We start from the raw sequence: 16,888 nt of genomic DNA on the forward strand, positions 1-16,888 counted from the left end.
AATCTAAATGTACTTCTTCAAGTTAATGTTTTCTTTTCTTATACCACAAGTAAGATTGTGAAATATCACACTTAAAGTAAAGGGTGCTTTACTTAAACAAGTGGCTGCCTGTAAGGGTAGCTTTTTCTTATTGAACTAAAGAGCAGGTTAGTTTAATAAGAGAATGAATGCTTTATGTCGCTTTTGAACATTATGTCTAATTAAAAAACGAGAAAAGTTATACAACTTTTCTCGCAGTCAATCCTTCAATTTTAAGATTAGGAAAATCTCTTAAATAGTAATCTTCATCCTTATGTTTAATTATAGTTTGTACCCAATGATTATAATCTAGTTTGATTTCAATAGCATCACCAGTTGTAAAGTAAAAACCATTATAGAATGCATATCTACCTTGCAAGTTTTTTGTTAGTAATCCAATCATAAAAATACCTCCGTCGTGTGTTTTTTATAGGATTGACAAGTTCAACAAAAAATAAACATAAGTCGCAGTTCGACCAATATATGCATTAGAATATGCTTCTTCAACTAACGGGGCAATAGTACAATAAGGGATTTGGAACCAAATACAAAGAAGAGCAAGTAATCCTGCTCTCCTAAACGGGTGTTATGTCTACCTGCTGTGTATGGTCTATACAAACCCGTTCAACGATCGAATTAATTTTGGAGGTATCTTATATGAAAAAAATATTAGCCATTATTTTTGCTTTATTAATTGTTTCAGCACCAATCATTCACTGGGCTATTACTAACCCTTCTAATTCATTAGAATTAATGCAGACATTAAGGAATTCAGAAAATCCAGAGTCACTGTTTCTTGATTCTAAAAATATTGAATATAAGAGTATTGAATATATTCAAGAAGAATTTAATCCTAATATGATCACACAAATTACACTATTGGAATTTGATGAGAAAACTTACTTAATTCAAACTACTCCTGGAACGAAAAAAATGAAAATTATAGCTATAGAAGAATTACCAATTGAAATTAGAGAGTATTTCATCGAAAGAGAATAATTTTGGGCGTTATGTAAAGCTGGTGTGTATGGACTATACAAGCTCGTCCAGCGATAGAATCCAGTTTCATATTGAACTAACGCACAGTTAGCTCAATATGAAACTTAACAGGAATTGTTGTCGTAGTAATAAAAACAGGGGGTGCGAAATGAATGGGTTTTTGAAATTATTTATGGGATTTTTTTTGACTTTCACATTAACAGGGTGCATCGGGGAGGATTATGATTTCTCTCCACCTACTGTTACAATTTCTACTGTATCCGAAAGCATGAATGAGCAATCAATAGAATTAGAAGAAGTGAATATTGATTGGGATTCTGATAAACATTATAAAAAAGAAACGGAAGATATTCTATCTTTTGCAAGAGAACAAAAACCAGTATCTTTTAAATCTGGGCAAAAAGTTGATTATGGTTTTGACAGTCAAGATTTCGCAATTGAAGAATTAAATGTTTCATTATGGAAGAATAATAAAGAGATAAAACTAGAAATAAATGATGACCGTTCTTTCCATCTTCCAAAAGATGAAGGGGAATATGTGATTGTATTTGACCTTCGCTCTGATAAGGGGATTGCTCAATTTGTCGGAAACATATTAATGGCTGGTTCTTCACAAGAACAAATATTCGAGAGTTTTTTTCATGAAAAGATGAAGGATATGCATATTGAAGAAGTTGGGTATTCATATGGACTTGTTCAAATGGAATTTAATGTAGTACATGAGGATGATGCAATAGCTGTTTTCAGAGAAAATAGTGAGGATGATGAAGAGCAAATATCTATTGCTTATATTGAAAAGGTGGATAATCAATGGGAATGGATTCAAACTAAGGGAACAGAATGGACCTCTCCAGTAAAATGGTCGTCAATGAACCAACCACCATATATATATTCTGGTGAAATAAGTGATAGTTCAATATTCGAAGTATATGTCGGTGATGAACCTTCAAAAATTATTAATGTTGAAGGTGAAAAAAGGTATTGGTATGCAATTAGTCCAACTAAAGATGTAGAAATATCGATAATTAAAGAAGATGGTTCTAAAGAAATAATTAAAGAAATTAACCATGAAGAATTACAAAGTAAATAAGTTTGTGAAAGAATGTACTTCAACTAACAGGTGCATTAGTTCAATAAGAATAAGAACAATCTAAGCAACTCAATGCTCTTCAGATAAAGCACCCGTTAAAAAATATGTATTAACATCATTCTTTAATTCTTAGTTCTCTCATAAGTTCTTTAAATGGAGTAGCATAAGAGTCTTCAAATGACTTAATATGTTGTAATAACACTGACCAATTACCTTCGAGGTATGGATGTATCTGAGTGGTATTTGCAAGACCATAGAGTTCAATTAAGAAATAAAGGGTTACCCATACTAAGAAGTCGTCATCTAATTTGAATAACACCTCAATGACGTTTGGGATGTAATTAAACGCTTCTTCTGGAGACATGCCTTCGGTAATTGTTTCGAAACCATTACTAAAATACCACTCATCATTACTTAGTTTATCTTCCCATCCTACATATATTTCTAATAGCTTACTATCCATTTTAATCACGCCCAACTTACAACTTTATTTACATTATTATAAAAGGTCAATCTTTTTTAAAAATTGTCGAACTTTATTTCAAAGCTTCATTTACAACAAGCAAAAAATTCCAACAATCGTTTAGAGATGCAAATAAAAAAATTTCCTCCTCTTTTTTTGTTAATTTCAAAAATCCTGGGCGATTTAACCTTGTTAGCAAGGTTAAATCGCATAATTCAAAACAAAAAAATTGGCCAATAAATCCAAAAGATTGTCTACATTATTTCTACCAGTGGTCACAAGTAGAGCAATGAACAAGTAAACAGACAAGGGCTAAGTCAAGTAAATGATTTACCTATTGAAGCAACCTAAACGACATATTTAGTACAATCAACGCACGATTCCTCCTCTAAATAGTGGCCACAAGTGGTCCACTATTTACCAGATGGATGACTTGTTAAATGAGTTATGAAAGAGAAATTTCCTTTTACCTTCAAAAATCAGGTCAATAAAGTTACATCTACAATTTCATCAAAATTTAGCTGAAATGAATGCATTTTATCTTCGACTTCAATGATTTTCCGGTTCAAATCAATCCAACATATCGTACCAGTACTATACTTAACTTCTTCGTCTTTCCAAATTTGAAATTTGATTTTGACATTTCTCTTCATTGCTATTTCAATTTGTTCTTGAATAGCCAGTAAGTCAAACTCACCTAAATTTGGCCGAGGAATCTTCTTTGTATCCTCATTATATTGCCTAATTAATTGGACGTGTTCAGGTAACATCATAGCTACCCACTTTTTCGATCCTCTATCGTGTACTTTTGATGAATCAAAATTATTATTGTTCATTTCATTTAGATAACCCATTATTCGATGTCCCTTTCTTTCTCTATCATTGACATATTGCATTAATCCCCTTACCATAAAGAACACACGTTCTTCCAACGAATAGATATTATGTGCCACGTTGGTTAATAAATGTAAAATGCAGGATGTAAAACTCCACAAATAGCATTTGCAGTCAAGAACTAAATCGATTATTATTTAAATAACCATCACTTTTGACAATAATGCGAATTTTTTTATTGATGCATAATTCGACATTCTATACATATTAAATAGTATAGAATGGTAAAGTTGTTTTTCTATTTCAACCAGAGGATTACCGATGAATAAAGCTAAAGAAATTTGATGGAGGAGTTATTATGAAAAATGGATTATTAGAAAATACATTAAAACATGAAATTGAAATAAAAAGAAAAGCTATGTATAAAAAAGCGAAGGATTTAGGATTCGCTCACCCACAAGTAGTATATTGCAGTCAAGAATTAGATAAGTTACTTAATAAGTTACTTGCTTGATTAAACACCTTAATTAAACGGAGGAATATTTATTAATATAGCTAAAATTTCAAACCCTAGCACTCCATAAATCCAGTCAGATTGAATATAAAATTCGGTTTGATTGGTTTTATTTTATTGAAATCAAGAGCATCTCCCCCCTACTAATTCACTTCGTTTTCCTCCACACAGTAATCTAGCCAATAATACCGTGTTTTCTTAAATATTCTTATAAGAAAAAGAAAAGATACACTATGTAAAAGAGTTTCTATGACGTATTTGGAGGGCCCATCAAGTCTCATTCTAACGACTAATAGCTTCCAACTATATTATGTGTATCGCAATACTTGTCCTTAATAAAAGCCATTCGTCCTGAGAACGTTTTCTCAACCTTCTTTTTAGAATCAAAAAAAAGACACATTTCCCAATAATCATGCTGGAAAACAGTGGCTATGAAATGAACTACTAATTGAATTGTGTCATTAAGGTTTGAAAAGTAGTGCTTATATTTTTAATACAGAACACCTGCTGGTACGGAACTATAGACTCTCCATATAGGATTGTATAGGGAAATATTTAGTATCTCTTTCATTGCTGTTGCCCTTGTAGTTCTAACCCTTACCGGTGGTCCACATGTGGTAGTTCTGAGGTATGATGTTTTAGCGTCCCCATCTTCTAATAATAATAATATCTTCTTCACTCTAAAGGACGTATAAGGCGTTAATCTAAGTTGCCTGTACAGTGTGTTCTAGAACGGCTGTACTTGTCTTTTCATTTCCATTTCCATTTCCAATAGATGTGAACCTTGTTCATGCAGTTCTTCTAATGAGATTCCTCTTCTTTTAGCAGTACATTCAATTAGTTTAATTTCTGATTGCATGGCATTGGATAGAATACCTTCATTTATATTTTTGTTTATAAAATAGTAAAACCCTGCTACCAGTTCTGTTTCCATTTTATCGTAAAGAGAATCACCCATTTATCCCAGCCCCTTTTTAGTCCTTATTATACATAATTATACCTATTTAATTAGAATATTGGTACTATTAATTATATTTGGTATATCAATTTGGGGTTAAAAGGCTCAGCTACTTGTCCTCATTCTCAAAATATTTTTTTACAAACCCCCTTATAAAGCTATCTCTTTTCAAGATGTCTTCTTCCTTACGGAAAAAACCAACTTTTTTTACCTTTTGCTCTTGCGGCAGCTTATTCCATTCCGCAATCGCTTTTTCTTCAATTTCATAACGCTTTCTTACAGATGAAATCATGATGTCTGTTTTTTCAGCTCTAATCTCTTGATCAGTTTTTGGAATTGGTAACCTGGCCATTAATTTTTGTTCGAGCTTTAAATCTAGTTCGTAAGTTAATCTTTCTTCCATTTCTTTCTGCATTTTTTCTAATCTCAGATTCATTTCTACCATCACTAGTGCTTCACTTGGCACTAGTGGTTCATCCTTTGTTAAGTCTGGAAATGGCCTAACTTCCAAGTTAGCTGAAAGAATATTAAAAATTGCATCCAAGCTCCACCTTTCAGCTCTTTTTTTCATGATGAATATTGCAATGGCTATATCTAATTCATCATATACTTTCTTATTCTTATCTGCAGTTCTTTGAATATAATGAATGCCTTTTTTTTCGAGCTCTTTAAACCATTTATCTACGGTATTGTAGTGAATAGACTCTTTAATAGCTGTTTCTTCTTCGTATCTTTTTTGAATCTCATCTGTGAAATCACTTATTTGCCAAACTGCCTCTATCAACTCCATAAAAATACCACCTTCTTCTAAATCTAAGAATGATTTAGTATTCATTTGTCGATCACTTGTAGAGCATTAGGAATCTAGTTTTTGAATCACTTGTAGATCACTGATCACTCATGAGCCACTAAAAAAGCTAATGGGGCGCATCCCAGTAAAAATAAATACACATCGAACTTTTCACGAATCGCTAAACAGCTAAAAATATAAATCCGTTTTGTAAGACCAATAAATTACCATCCACTTGCAGACCACTGATCACTCGTAGATCATTAAAGATACGTATTTTCAGGTCACTAGTAGATCACCGATCACTCGTGAGCCACTGAAAAAGCGAATGGGGCGCATCCCAGTAAAAATAAATACACACCGAACTTTTCACGAGTCGCTAAACAGCTAAAAATATAAATCCGTTTTGTAAGACCAATAAATTACCATCCACATGTAGACCACTAATCACTCGTAGACCATTAAAGATATTTTTTGTAGGTCACTCGTAGATCACTGATTACTCGTGAGCCACTGAAAAAGCAAATATTGAAACATAAAATTAGGTAAATTATCTTTTTTTACATCATGAATCACCGGACAACTAATCATAAATACTTCTTGTAAATCTAATAAATTAATATCCACTTGTAGAGCAATAAAAGTACTTATTTGTGAACCACTTATAGGTCACTGATTACTAGTAGACCATTGTAGTTTATTAAAAGCCTATTAAATAAGAATATTTCGACAAACTTATAGAATTCCCTTTAATTTCAATAAAATATTAACTTTCCATTTTTAAATTTTAATGCAAACATTCCTTTTTTCACGGTAGATCACTAACAATTGAATTTCATTTTTTCTATTTGTAAGAGGGGACATAGTAGGCATCACTCGTTCTAATTTTCATACACTTTTTAAATGGAAAAAGGGTCCAATTCAAAACGCGAATTAGACTCTTAATTTTATAGTTTCTTTTGCAATCTAGATAACACTTAACCAAAGGTCTAAACTTTCACTTACAGAAGTGCTAACTAATTGAATAAATGATTCATCATCACCAGTTGTATGTGCATGATCCAAAGCATCATAATGTTTTGCTCGATCAGTTGCTTTGATAACAGCAGGGGGGAAGCCAAATTTCATTAATTCATAGTTCATCAGCAACCTAGAAGTTCGACCATTTCCATCTACGAATGGATGAATCTTCACAAACTCTGCATGAACTTTAGCAGCACGCTCTACTGGATGACATATAGACCATTCATTTTCAACCTTTTCAACAGATTGTTCCATTAATTCCGGAACTATTACATAGTCTGGTGGACGATGAGAAGCACCGCCAATTAAGACATTTTCTTTTCGGTACACACCGGCATTTTCATCTTGTATTCCTTTTAACACGAGTCGATGAATCGATTTAATTGTCCATTCAGTTAATTGCTCATTTTTTTGAACAATTTCTTCTAAGAAATCAATTGCATCTCGATGATTAATGACTTCGAGATGTTCACGCATCGTTTTTCCACCTACAGTCATTCCTTCTAATACCACTTTTTTTTTCAGAAATGCTAAGTGTATTACCTTCAATTGCATTTAAATTGTAGGCCCGGTCGATTAATACATGATTTAATAGGGACGTCACTGAATAGACAGGTAAAGGATGAGCTTGATCTAATCTTTTTTTCTTTACGTCAATCTCTTGAAAGTTCACGACCATCCGCCATCCTAGTCATTCAGGTATAACCACTGTTTTTACTCCACTCGCCCATACTATGCAGTATAGGAATAAAATTTTGTCCCAAAGGTGTTAACGAATATTCTACTTTAGGAGGAACTTCTTTATATACTTCTCTGTGAACCATTTGATCTTCTTCCAATTCTCGCAACCGACGTGTCAGTATTCCTTTTGAAATATTAGGTAACAATTAAATCTTCTTATCTGTATGCTTAAATACCATAGAATGATGATTTTCCATTTCCCTGCAATTATGTCTTGTGCTTGTGTAACTGGACAAACCTCAATTCCTTCAATTTGTGCTTCTGGAGGTTCGCGGAACCAACTTCGTGCCATAATAAAAGCCTCTCTTTCTTAATGGTACTATTTTTGAGATTATGTTATAAAAAATGACTACTTTTAAATAAATGACTACTACTATAATGTTAGACTAACCTTAATAATCAAATAAAAAGATGGGAGAAATAAATAATGAAATTATTAGTAACAGGAGCAACAGGGAAGTTTGGCACTAAAGTTGTAGATAAGTTATTGGAGACTGTACCAGCAAGTCAATTAGCTGTTAGTGTGCGTAAACCAGAGAAAGCAGAAGGATTCCGAGCTCGTGGAGTAGAAGTTCGACATGGAGATTTTGATTATCCAGAAACATTGGATTCTGCTTTTGCAGGTATTGATCGCTTATTAATTATTTCTGCTGATGGAGACAATGAAACACGGATTCGTCAGCATGGCAAGGCAGTCACAGCTGCTGAGCATGCTGGAGTTAAATTTATTGCTTATACAAGTTTGGCAAATATAAAGGAAAGCAAATTATCCCTTGCTGAAGTTCATCGTTTTACAGAAGAAGCAATTTTAAAAACAGGTATTCCATACACTTTTCTACGCAACAACTGGTACTTGGAAAATGAAATTGCAAGTATTCAAGGGGTACTAGCAGGAGCTCCTTGGCTGACATCTGCTGGAAAAGGAAAAGTAGGTTGGGCAACTCAACAAGATTATGCAGAAGTTGCTGCTGCAGTACTTTCTGGCAAAGGACACGAAAATACAATATACGAGCTTTGTGGTAAACCATTAACTCAGGAAGAATTAGCATCTGCTGTTGGTGATGTTTTAGAAAAAGAAGTAACTGTTCAACAAGTGGATGACTCCTCTTATGCTGATATTATGAGAGGTGCTGGTGTACCAGAATTTGTTATTCCAATTCTTGTTGATATACAAAAAAGCATTAGAGAAGGTTCACTTGATTTAGAGAGTAATGATTTAGAAAAAGTTCTTGGTCGTCCAACTACGCCAATCAAAGAGGCACTTACTCAAATTGTAAATGGAATTACCCAAAATAAATAATTAAATTGAACCGACCTTGTTTATTCTAAATTGGGTCGGTTTTTTATTACCTTTTAACAAAACTAGGGATATATAAAATTACCCTAGTTTTATAGCAAATTTAACATAAAATATCCATTGAAGATCACTTCTAAGAAAAACTGGAGAAGTAATTTTACCAAACTTTGTTATAAACGAACAAGGGGGGAGATTTTATACACGAGCATGAAATTTTAGAACTACAATGGAACGAGGGAAATGTTCACCAATACTCCACTGAAACGACAATAAATGATCGGCATTCACATACCGTACAGGGCACAACTACTCCAGCAAATAACATGATGACCCACGTTCATTATTATGAGGGAACAACCACTTTTGTAGGGCATGTTCATCAATTTTCAAGGTTTACGGGAAATCCTGTCTTTTTAACTGATGGAACACATTACCACGAGTTTTCAGGAATGACTACATTTGATGACGGACACGTACATTATTACTCTGGATTTACAGAAAGGAATTTTTCCTAAATATATTGAAAAAATAATAATTAAGGAACAAAGAAACGATGATAATCACCCTAAAGAGCCACCATCAATTAATGATGGTGGCTCTTTAGGGTGACCGCGATTGATTCTTGGAAACAGATTACAACAATTTCCACTGGACAATAATTCACAGGAACATCCAAAGCCGGCTATGTTGATGCATTACTATCCGGATTACATCGATGATGGGAATAGCCCTTCTTTCGTATATTCAAATGGTATCTGTGGTTCCGTAATTGTTTACCGGAAGTATTATTTGACGACTTTCTTGTTCTATTAAGTCAGCTAATGCAACCTCTTGCTCATTCTCTGGTTCATCAAGAGAATAAATTCTAGCTGTCCCTTTACTTTCATCTACATGTTGAATGTATATTGGAACCCCGTTACATAGTACATCAGCTAAAACTGGTGAAGCAGCAATTTCTTGTGCCCTTTGAATATTCATCATAAAAGCCTCCTTTTAACTCGTTCTGGTACTAATATTCACCTTTTATTCCTTAAGTATTCATATTCACTATAAAAGTCTTCTTTCTAACTTTGCACTTTATTATTCTTCACGAAATCTGAAAATGTCTGAAAAACTTTTTCCCTTTGTTCTATGGTAAAATCCTCTATTCCAAAATATTTCTCCGCGAGTGCACCAGTTTCAATTAACCGTTTTGTACGTGCTTTTCTTTTTTCCCAACTTAACTTCCTTCTAGTTTCATTTTCCAATTGTTTTTTCTTCTGTTGCAACTGGGTTATCTTCTCTTTTAAGTCTTTTGATTCTTCAAGTGGATCATATTTCATTCGTGCTCACTTCCCGAGATCTCACACTTTCCACGCCATTTACTTGCGAAGCCATTTTTTGTACCCATTTGATTGCTTCTTCTGATTCCACATTCCAAAGCTTTAGTACTTCACGACCTATCCCAATGTGCATTTGTTCCTCAATCTTTTTTTGCCTTTCTTTTAACTTCTCAATTTGTTGCTCAATCGTTACAATCTTTTCTAGTTTGTTTGTCATATTTTTATCTCCTCTTATCTTATTTGTCCATATTTTAACATATAGGATAATAATAGTCACATTATTCTATAAGTTTATGGTACAATAAATCCGAGTACTGAAAGACGAGTGCCCATTTATACACCACTAAAAGTGGTGGCATGGGTTCTGTCCAAGGACAGAAAAATAATTGTCGCCTTCGGATATTAAAAAGCAAAAGTAAAAAGACAGAACAACAAGAAAAAGAAGGGAGGGATTTAAGATGAGCTATTACATGCTACGAGCAAATGTGATTAGTAAAAAAACGCAATCAGTTGTAGCAAGTGCCAGTTACCGCAGTGGCATGTCTTTGTATTCAGAACGAGATCAGGAAATCAAAAACTTCCGAACTCGTGGAGTAGCCCCTGTTTCTTTCATCTTAAGTCCTGACCACGCACCAAAATGGACACACGACCGCGAAAAACTGTGGAACGAAGTAGAAAAAAAAGAAAAAGCATGGAACGCTCAATTAGCTCGTGAAATATTAATCGCTTTACCACTTGAACTAGATCACGATCAACAAAACAAATTAGTTAAGACGTTTGTTCAAACAAACTTCGTAGATGAAGGAATGGTTGCCGACGTTGCGATTCACCGTGACAAAGAACATAATCCCCATGCACATGTCTTACTAACCGTTCGTCCTTTCAATAAAGATGGCTCTTGGGGAGAGAAGAAAAGAAGAGCCTATGAAAGAGATGAAAATGGTGAAATTAAACGCACAGAATACGGAAAAAAGATTTTCCAAACAGTAAATTCTACAGATTGGAATCACCGAGAAACATTAGTAAAATGGCGACTTGCTTATGCGGATATGATGAACGATGCTTTCCTAGAAAATGATATCCAACAAAAAGTATCTGCCTTATCATTTGAAGATCAAGGCTTGGAGAAAATTGCAGAAGTTCGACTGGAACGAAACGAATACCAATTCGTCAAAAGATTAGAAGCACAAGGAAAAGAAGCTACTACTTTTTATCATCAGCTCAATCAACAAATTAGAAAAACAAATGAACAAATTACCAAACTAAATTCCAAAATTATCTCACTAGCTGCACATCAATCTACACCTTCAGTAGAGAAAATTCTTCATGAAGAAACAAGTCTCGTGATGAGTCAACTGGAACCTGAATACCAAAAGAGTATTCAATTCTTACAAGGTCGTTTGAAACAAGAAGTGACCTTCGGTAATGTCCGCCAGCACCTGGACGGACTATACCGTTGGAGAGAGAGAACAGCTGAACCAAATGAAGCGAAAATGACAGTTACTCACTCATTACTTGATGCTGCAAATAAAGCGTACCATGGACAAAATAAAGAGTTTCTACAGTTACAAGGTTTTTCCATGAATAATTTTTACGAACAATTTATCCCTCGACTTGAAACATACGAAGAGGCAGAACATGAGCGAGAGAAATCAACAAAAACACAGGATATGTTAATCGAGCATACTGAACGTGTTTACAATGTATTCTCACTCGTAACACATCGCACATTCAATCAGATTTACCCAGATATCCCAGAAAAATTTAAATGGAATGACCGAGTTCTTCTGATTAAAAATGAACTGCTTGGAGCCTTAAAAGAGAATAAAATTGACCAACTAATCCATCCAGAAGAAGTCTCCGACGTCTTATCCATCGCTGAAATTTACAAACTTCTCGAAAAAAGTGATTCGATAAGCAATACGATACGAATTCAATCTTTAACTCGCAATAAATTAGGGATAGAAAAAGATGCACTTATTAAAAACAGGAGAGAACTGGATAAGATTTATCACCTTTCCATTAAGCTGAATACGATGCAACAACTTCTAGTCCAGTCTAGTCGTAAAGCTGAACTAGTAAACAAACAATTAGAGGGGCTCCTTCACAAACTGTTTTACGATGAAAAAGATTCTGTACTAACTAGATTAGATAGCATGCCACTCCAAGTAAAAGCTGACATTTTACGCTTTTACAAAGATGAGTTGAAGAAAGGCTATGTGCCGTCTTTACGAACCTGCGTACGATTTGCTAAAGATCATGAGGCCAAACGGAACATCCAGCAGCAAGTTTATGAGAAGAATGAATCTAGTCCGTTTTTCAAACGATTATCAACTACTCAAAAAGACATTACCCATTTTATCGGGGGTCGAGCATCTGGGGAGTTACTTGAGCAACTTATCCATCAATCCAGTTCAACCCAATCATCGAAACAAGTTGACCAAACACCATTAAAAATGAGAAGAAAAACCAAAGACCAACGAATCCGTCAGCAGTTAGATTTAGAAGTTGACTTATAGAAGGGAGATGACCAAGGATGGCGAAACGAAAGTTCCGAAAAGGTGCAGGAGTGCGGATAGGTATTACATTCCTGTTAACCGTGCTCATTGGGTATGTACTTTCTGGACTGTTTACATTCTTAAAGTTAAAAGGTGATTTGAACAAACAATTACTTGATGTATCAGGGACACTTAATTACGTGATGAATGAAGCTGACAGTCAAACAAAGATCTTAATTATCATTTTAATGGGAGTATTCTTCTTTTGGTTCCTTTCCAAAATGAATCTAATGGAGAAATCATATGAAGATGCACATGATTACGGCGTGCATGGTTCCTCACGGTTTACACTGCCCCATGAAGTGATGAATGGAAAACAGTTATCGAAACGGAATAAATATAGCAAAACCAATCCTAATAAGACGTTTGAAACGCTTGAAAATGGCTTGATTATAGGGAAGGTACCTGGAAAGAAACAAGTCCTGATCATTCCACGCACGACTTCTATTGATAATCGAAATGTATATGTAGTCGGTTCCAGTGGGAGTGGAAAAGGACAATCATATGTTATACCAAACCTATTAAATAACCGAGAAGAAACGATTATTGTTACGGATCCAAAAGGGGAGCTATTTAACGAAACTGCACAAATCAAGCGAGAACAGGGTTATCAAGTGTATCAAGTTGATTTTATTAACTTTAATCAAGATCGTTATAACCTACTAGATTACGTCTTAGATGATCAAGATGCACAAAGTGTCTCCGTTACGATTGCAAAGAATTCTACGAAAGATAGTAAAGAAGATTTCTTTATGGAACGTGCACAGAAGATGCTCGCTGGATTAATCGTCTATTGTAAAACAGAAATACCAAACGCAAGCATGAAAGACGTGATTACAACTTTTAACAAAAAAGTTGCACACGACGAAGATGAGTTTCGTGACTGGGTAGAAGAGGATTTAGGTGAAGACCATCCAGCATATCAACTGTTGAAAGGGTTAACGACTCTTGGAGGCAACACACGAGCAAGTGTTACTTCATCCTTTGCATCACAAGTAAGTATCTTTACACTAAACAAAATCAGTAAAATGACCAGTACGAGTGATTTTAACTTCCGTGCATTCCAAGAACAAAAAAGCGTTTTGTATGTCAAGTTACCAATGGACGATAACCCATTTATGGCTCTGACTTCTGTATTTTTCGATCAACTAATCTCTCAGTTTTATAAAATGGCAGATGAAAACTATGGGAAACTCAAAATACCAACGATTTTCTTATTAGATGAGTTTGCTAATATCGGCAAGATTGAAAAATACGGTCGCGTCCTCGCAACATGTCGAGGTTTAGGGTTATCAATGAACACAATTGTCCAGGATAATGGTCAAATTGAAGCGATGTATGGTAAAGAACTCGCTCGCTCTATTCTATCAAACCATGATACCCTCTTATTTTTACGGAGTAAGGATATGGAAACAATCAAGTATTTCTCACAACTCGCAGGAGAAACCACCGCTAAAGTCCAAACGGAAAGCACCAGTCAAAGTGGGGGATTTATGAGTGGCAAATCGAGTGCTAGTTCTAGTCAATCTGAACAATACGTAAAGAGACCTTTAATCCCAGAAGGTGACTTATCGAATATTCCAAAGGACACTAGCTATTTATTCGCCAGTGGAATGTTCCCAATGAAACTTGAAAAAGCTTGGCAATCTGAAGTATTTGGGAACTATGTAGCGCGGTTTAGTAGGCACGAACAAACCTCTAATACTAATAGAATAGTAGAGTCACAAACAGCAGCAACAGTAGAAAAAGAACAATCTGAAGCTAATTCTTCTTCCGGCTCTCAGACAATCACTAAAGTAATCGAAGAAGAATGGGATCAAGCGGAACACCTAGGACTGGATTTTGATGAATCTGAACTTGAAATAGCGGATACGGATGAAGAAAGGGTACTAGATAACCAAGAAATTAAAAATAGGTTAAAAGAAAAAGAAGTTACCATTCAAAACTTTTTCTAACTCCGTACACAATCAACTAGTATTACAAAACAATTTAAGGAGTGAACTGGATGTACCTGACCATTAGCGAAATTCTTGGAACGGATAAACGGATATTAAGCTTTTATGACCCAGTGCCCTTTGAGGCACTTACATATGAAGGGCTACTCGACTTAGAGGAAAAAATCTCAGATTACACAGTAACATGTTACACACCAGTTCGTGTGGAAGGTAGTTTAGCGCCTTTATATGAGGCATGGTATGTAAGAAAGGACGTGATTGAATATGTCGAATAAAGTGGATTTAACTGAAGTATCAAAACGGTTAGAACAGAACTTGGAAGATCTATTCAAAAACGATCGCTTTCAAGATTTGTTGAATGTAATGGCTTCTGGACATCATTACTCATTTCACAATACTTTACTCATTGCTTCCCAAAAACCTGATGCAACCATGATCCGAGGCTTCAAACATTGGCAAGAGCTTGGTAGACATGTAAGTAAAGGAGAAAAGAGCATTGAGATTCTTGTTCCGACATTCCAAAAAGAAATCGAACAAAAATTAGATGCTAAAACTGGAGAAATAATAAAAGATGAACAGGGAGATGCACAATTAGAAGTAAGAGAAACAATAAGTGGCTATGTATTTGGCAAAGTCTTTGATGTCTCTCAAACAAGTGGGAAAGAGCTTCCTAACGTCCAAGATTTCGTTCAGAATAACTTACAATCAGAAGAATCACTCAGTGAGCTATATGAGCGTTTTGTAAACCAAGTAAATACAGATAAGAAGAATCCTTTATCTATTCATGAAGAAAACCATGAGCAAGAGTCCTACGGTGGTTTCTATAATCATAATACCGACAAAATTGTAATCAACACAGCTGTTTCCAAAACAACAGAAGAGCAATTTAGAGTGGCTATTCATGAATACGCTCACGGATTACTTCATAATAAAGCGAATGAAATGCATCAGTATCCGCAGGGGCATAAGGAAGCACAAGCAGAATCAGCAGCCTATATTGTGTCAAAATACTATGGGTTAGATACCAATCTAACCTCGACCGGCTATATTGCAACATGGGCACAAGACTTGAATGTTGCAAAACTTGCAATACGAGAAGTACAACAAGTGTCCAGTCAAATGATTGAACAAATTAATTCGCTACAAAGCGAAAAGATTAAAGAGTTTTATCAATCCATCGATCCTTCTAAAGTGAAGTCTGAGCTAGAGGAAAAGCTGCAGATCAATTTAAAAGATACTCCGACATTGCAGTTAGTGGATCCAAAAAATGGTCTGGTGTTATTTGCGAAAGTAGAAGAAAATTCCAAGGAGAACCATTTCATTCTACGTACCAATACGAATAGGTACCTACCGTTAAGTGATTTGGAGAGTAGATACCATGTCATCAACGTACTCGAAAACAAGAATGAAATTGTAAAAGAGTTTAAAAAAGTGGAAGACTTTATGAAAGTTACCAAAATTGAAGATGGGAAATATGCGGTGACACTAGAGGGCGGAGAAACAACAGAACGTACATTTACGAAGAAATTTGAAGGTCAGAAGTTCATTCAGAAAACAGCAATCGCTCAGTCTTTAAACACAGATCGTTTCTTGTCTATTACTAACGTAAAAGAAACAGGACACTTACAACAGAAGAACGAAAAACTATTGAATGAGCGTGTAGGTAAGTACGTGAAAGAGAAAAGTAGAAAAGCTGAACACCAACATAACGTCTCCATCGGTTGGCATTTGATGAAGAATCCTTTATTACAATCAAAAGAAGCACTTGAAAAAGACATACATTCGCTCAATCCGCATAATAACCAAACAAAGGAACTAAAAGAAGCAGTTGCAACTAAAGACAAAGAACAAGAATTAGAGAAATAGAAAATGGTGATAAGGGATGAACTCTTGTCACTATTCTTTATAGTTCAAGTTGCAATACACGCGCAATATTCTCTTCATCTTCGACGATTAACATACACTCTGTAGTCATTATGTTTCACCTCACTTTTCTCTTATCTTTTAAGAATGGCAATTTATAGATAAAACAGATAATAAAAAAAGACAATCAAATGAATGATTGTCTTTTTTCTTTAAATTTTATTATGACCCCTACGGGATTCGAACCCGTGTTACCGCCGTGAAAGGGCGGTGTCTTAACCGCTTGACCAAGGGGCCTATATATTGGCTCTGAAGGTAGGACTCGAACCTACGACCAATCGATTAACAGTCGATTGCTCTACCACTGGGCTACTTCGGAATAGTGGTGGGCCTAAATGGACTCGAACCATCGACCTCACGCTTATCAGGCGTGCGCTCTAACCAGCTGAGCTATAGGCCCACT

General features: G+C 35.0%; 19 protein-coding genes, 3 tRNA genes and 1 pseudogene. 9 read left to right on the forward strand and 14 right to left on the reverse strand.

The window, feature by feature from the left end; genetic code table 11:
- Positions 1–217: 217 nt before the first annotated feature.
- On the reverse strand, positions 218–421 hold the full coding sequence (locus tag C7437_RS16205) for a DUF5348 domain-containing protein (protein ID WP_111441041.1): 204 nt from the start codon (positions 419–421) through the stop codon (positions 218–220).
- A gap of 254 nt (positions 422–675) precedes the next feature.
- Between C7437_RS16205 and C7437_RS16210 the strand changes: the two genes are divergently transcribed.
- Together C7437_RS16210 and C7437_RS17275 are read left to right on the forward strand one after the other, a co-directional pair.
- On the forward strand, positions 676–1,017 hold the full coding sequence (locus tag C7437_RS16210) for a hypothetical protein (protein ID WP_111441042.1): 342 nt from the start codon (positions 676–678) through the stop codon (positions 1,015–1,017).
- Between the two features lie 148 nt (positions 1,018–1,165).
- Positions 1,166–2,107: a hypothetical protein gene (locus C7437_RS17275; protein WP_245909324.1), complete on the forward strand. Its 942-nt coding sequence runs from the start codon at positions 1,166–1,168 to the stop codon at positions 2,105–2,107.
- A 115-nt stretch (positions 2,108–2,222) separates the two neighbouring features.
- On the opposite strand, the gene C7437_RS16220 is transcribed toward C7437_RS17275, so the two are convergent.
- Entirely contained in the window at positions 2,223–2,570 is a 348-nt protein-coding gene (locus C7437_RS16220) for an ABC transporter (RefSeq protein WP_245909325.1), read from the reverse strand.
- 479 nt (positions 2,571–3,049) lie between these two features.
- The gene (locus tag C7437_RS16225) at positions 3,050–3,424 is read right to left on the reverse strand and encodes a YolD-like family protein (RefSeq protein ID WP_211310043.1); all 375 of its coding nucleotides are present in this window, start codon (positions 3,422–3,424) and stop codon (positions 3,050–3,052) included.
- 338 nt (positions 3,425–3,762) lie between these two features.
- Here C7437_RS16225 and C7437_RS16230 point away from each other — a divergent pair, with 338 nt between their 5' ends.
- Positions 3,763–3,918, forward strand: coding sequence for an aspartyl-phosphate phosphatase Spo0E family protein (locus C7437_RS16230; protein ID WP_111441045.1), 156 nt, complete (start codon positions 3,763–3,765; stop codon positions 3,916–3,918).
- 727 nt (positions 3,919–4,645) lie between these two features.
- On the opposite strand, the gene C7437_RS16235 is transcribed toward C7437_RS16230, so the two are convergent.
- The 5 genes and pseudogenes from C7437_RS16235 to C7437_RS16250 all read right to left on the reverse strand — a co-directional run bounded on the left by C7437_RS16235 (position 4,646) and on the right by C7437_RS16250 (position 7,722).
- Positions 4,646–4,876 (reverse strand): hypothetical protein, encoded by a 231-nt coding sequence (locus C7437_RS16235; protein WP_245909326.1) that lies wholly within the window; start codon positions 4,874–4,876, stop codon positions 4,646–4,648.
- A gap of 109 nt (positions 4,877–4,985) precedes the next feature.
- Positions 4,986–5,711: a hypothetical protein gene (locus C7437_RS16240; RefSeq protein WP_111441046.1), complete on the reverse strand. Its 726-nt coding sequence runs from the start codon at positions 5,709–5,711 to the stop codon at positions 4,986–4,988.
- 921 nt (positions 5,712–6,632) lie between these two features.
- Positions 6,633–7,166, reverse strand: coding sequence for a Fic family protein (locus C7437_RS16245; protein ID WP_245909327.1), 534 nt, complete (start codon positions 7,164–7,166; stop codon positions 6,633–6,635).
- Positions 7,159–7,362: a hypothetical protein gene (locus C7437_RS17495; RefSeq protein WP_245909328.1), complete on the reverse strand. Its 204-nt coding sequence runs from the start codon at positions 7,360–7,362 to the stop codon at positions 7,159–7,161. Before C7437_RS17495 ends, C7437_RS16245 begins: the two co-directional genes overlap by 8 nt.
- Before the next feature lie 22 nt (positions 7,363–7,384).
- Positions 7,385–7,722 (reverse strand): annotated as a pseudogene (locus tag C7437_RS16250) (winged helix-turn-helix transcriptional regulator).
- Positions 7,723–7,857: 135 nt separating this feature from the next.
- Here C7437_RS16250 and C7437_RS16255 point away from each other — a divergent pair.
- The gene (locus tag C7437_RS16255; RefSeq protein ID WP_111441047.1) at positions 7,858–8,730 is read left to right on the forward strand and encodes an SDR family oxidoreductase; all 873 of its coding nucleotides are present in this window, start codon (positions 7,858–7,860) and stop codon (positions 8,728–8,730) included.
- A gap of 209 nt (positions 8,731–8,939) precedes the next feature.
- A complete protein-coding gene (locus tag C7437_RS16260; protein WP_281269982.1) occupies positions 8,940–9,242 on the forward strand; it encodes a YmaF family protein in 303 nt (100 codons plus the stop codon).
- A gap of 229 nt (positions 9,243–9,471) precedes the next feature.
- On the opposite strand, the gene C7437_RS16265 is transcribed toward C7437_RS16260, so the two are convergent.
- The 3 genes from C7437_RS16265 to C7437_RS16275 all read right to left on the reverse strand — a co-directional run bounded on the left by C7437_RS16265 (position 9,472) and on the right by C7437_RS16275 (position 10,266).
- Complete coding sequence (locus tag C7437_RS16265; protein WP_111441049.1) at positions 9,472–9,705, reverse strand: small acid-soluble spore protein H; 234 nt, start codon at positions 9,703–9,705, stop codon at positions 9,472–9,474.
- An 86-nt stretch (positions 9,706–9,791) separates the two neighbouring features.
- Complete coding sequence (locus C7437_RS16270) at positions 9,792–10,049, reverse strand: hypothetical protein (protein ID WP_111441050.1); 258 nt, start codon at positions 10,047–10,049, stop codon at positions 9,792–9,794.
- Complete coding sequence (locus C7437_RS16275; protein ID WP_111441051.1) at positions 10,039–10,266, reverse strand: hypothetical protein; 228 nt, start codon at positions 10,264–10,266, stop codon at positions 10,039–10,041. The genes C7437_RS16270 and C7437_RS16275 overlap by 11 nt, the downstream gene beginning before the upstream one ends.
- 241 nt (positions 10,267–10,507) lie before the next feature.
- Between C7437_RS16275 and mobQ the strand changes: the two genes are divergently transcribed.
- Genes mobQ through C7437_RS16295 form a run of 4 tightly spaced genes read left to right on the forward strand, consistent with a single transcriptional unit; the run spans position 10,508 to position 16,428 of the window.
- Positions 10,508–12,568 (forward strand): MobQ family relaxase, encoded by a 2,061-nt coding sequence (mobQ, locus tag C7437_RS16280; protein ID WP_111441052.1) that lies wholly within the window; start codon positions 10,508–10,510, stop codon positions 12,566–12,568.
- A 17-nt stretch (positions 12,569–12,585) separates the two neighbouring features.
- Entirely contained in the window at positions 12,586–14,562 is a 1,977-nt protein-coding gene (locus tag C7437_RS16285) for a VirD4-like conjugal transfer protein, CD1115 family (RefSeq protein WP_245909329.1), read from the forward strand.
- Between the two features lie 50 nt (positions 14,563–14,612).
- Positions 14,613–14,837 carry a hypothetical protein gene (locus tag C7437_RS16290; protein ID WP_111441053.1) on the forward strand — a complete coding sequence of 75 codons (225 nt, stop codon included), beginning with the start codon at positions 14,613–14,615 and terminating at the stop codon, positions 14,835–14,837.
- Positions 14,827–16,428 (forward strand): ArdC-like ssDNA-binding domain-containing protein, encoded by a 1,602-nt coding sequence (locus C7437_RS16295; RefSeq protein WP_111441054.1) that lies wholly within the window; start codon positions 14,827–14,829, stop codon positions 16,426–16,428. The genes C7437_RS16290 and C7437_RS16295 overlap by 11 nt, the downstream gene beginning before the upstream one ends.
- Before the next feature lie 222 nt (positions 16,429–16,650).
- Here C7437_RS16295 and C7437_RS16300 read toward each other — a convergent pair.
- The 3 genes from C7437_RS16300 to C7437_RS16310 all read right to left on the reverse strand — a co-directional run bounded on the left by C7437_RS16300 (position 16,651) and on the right by C7437_RS16310 (position 16,885).
- Positions 16,651–16,722: transfer RNA gene (locus tag C7437_RS16300), tRNA-Glu, on the reverse strand.
- 7 nt (positions 16,723–16,729) lie between these two features.
- Positions 16,730–16,804: transfer RNA gene (locus tag C7437_RS16305), tRNA-Asn, on the reverse strand.
- Positions 16,805–16,808: 4 nt separating this feature from the next.
- Positions 16,809–16,885: transfer RNA gene (locus C7437_RS16310), tRNA-Ile, on the reverse strand.
- Positions 16,886–16,888 lie beyond the last annotated feature (3 nt).

The sequence above is a fragment of the Psychrobacillus insolitus genome (genome assembly GCF_003254155.1).
In the GTDB taxonomy this organism is placed as follows: domain Bacteria; phylum Bacillota; class Bacilli; order Bacillales_A; family Planococcaceae; genus Psychrobacillus; species Psychrobacillus insolitus.

Excerpts from the sequence above, each read along its gene's own strand:
- C7437_RS16265 (WP_111441049.1), bottom strand. The coding sequence starts at position 9,705 with ATGAATATTCAAAGGGCACAAGAAATTGCTGCTTCACCAGTTTTAGCT.
- mobQ (WP_111441052.1), top strand. The coding sequence starts at position 10,508 with ATGAGCTATTACATGCTACGAGCAAATGTGATTAGTAAAAAAACGCAA.
- C7437_RS16285 (WP_245909329.1), top strand. The coding sequence starts at position 12,586 with ATGGCGAAACGAAAGTTCCGAAAAGGTGCAGGAGTGCGGATAGGTATT.
- C7437_RS16245 (WP_245909327.1), bottom strand. The coding sequence starts at position 7,166 with ATGCGTGAACATCTCGAAGTCATTAATCATCGAGATGCAATTGATTTC.
- C7437_RS16275 (WP_111441051.1), bottom strand. The coding sequence starts at position 10,266 with ATGACAAACAAACTAGAAAAGATTGTAACGATTGAGCAACAAATTGAG.
- C7437_RS16220 (WP_245909325.1), bottom strand. The coding sequence starts at position 2,570 with ATGGATAGTAAGCTATTAGAAATATATGTAGGATGGGAAGATAAACTA.
- C7437_RS16270 (WP_111441050.1), bottom strand. The coding sequence starts at position 10,049 with ATGAAATATGATCCACTTGAAGAATCAAAAGACTTAAAAGAGAAGATA.
- C7437_RS16255 (WP_111441047.1), top strand. The coding sequence starts at position 7,858 with ATGAAATTATTAGTAACAGGAGCAACAGGGAAGTTTGGCACTAAAGTT.
- C7437_RS16225 (WP_211310043.1), bottom strand. The coding sequence starts at position 3,424 with ATGGGTTATCTAAATGAAATGAACAATAATAATTTTGATTCATCAAAA.
- C7437_RS16235 (WP_245909326.1), bottom strand. The coding sequence starts at position 4,876 with ATGGGTGATTCTCTTTACGATAAAATGGAAACAGAACTGGTAGCAGGG.
- C7437_RS16290 (WP_111441053.1), top strand. The coding sequence starts at position 14,613 with ATGTACCTGACCATTAGCGAAATTCTTGGAACGGATAAACGGATATTA.
- C7437_RS16230 (WP_111441045.1), top strand. The coding sequence starts at position 3,763 with ATGAAAAATGGATTATTAGAAAATACATTAAAACATGAAATTGAAATA.
- C7437_RS16240 (WP_111441046.1), bottom strand. The coding sequence starts at position 5,711 with ATGAATACTAAATCATTCTTAGATTTAGAAGAAGGTGGTATTTTTATG.
- C7437_RS16205 (WP_111441041.1), bottom strand. The coding sequence starts at position 421 with ATGATTGGATTACTAACAAAAAACTTGCAAGGTAGATATGCATTCTAT.
- C7437_RS16295 (WP_111441054.1), top strand. The coding sequence starts at position 14,827 with ATGTCGAATAAAGTGGATTTAACTGAAGTATCAAAACGGTTAGAACAG.
- C7437_RS16210 (WP_111441042.1), top strand. The coding sequence starts at position 676 with ATGAAAAAAATATTAGCCATTATTTTTGCTTTATTAATTGTTTCAGCA.
- C7437_RS17275 (WP_245909324.1), top strand. The coding sequence starts at position 1,166 with ATGAATGGGTTTTTGAAATTATTTATGGGATTTTTTTTGACTTTCACA.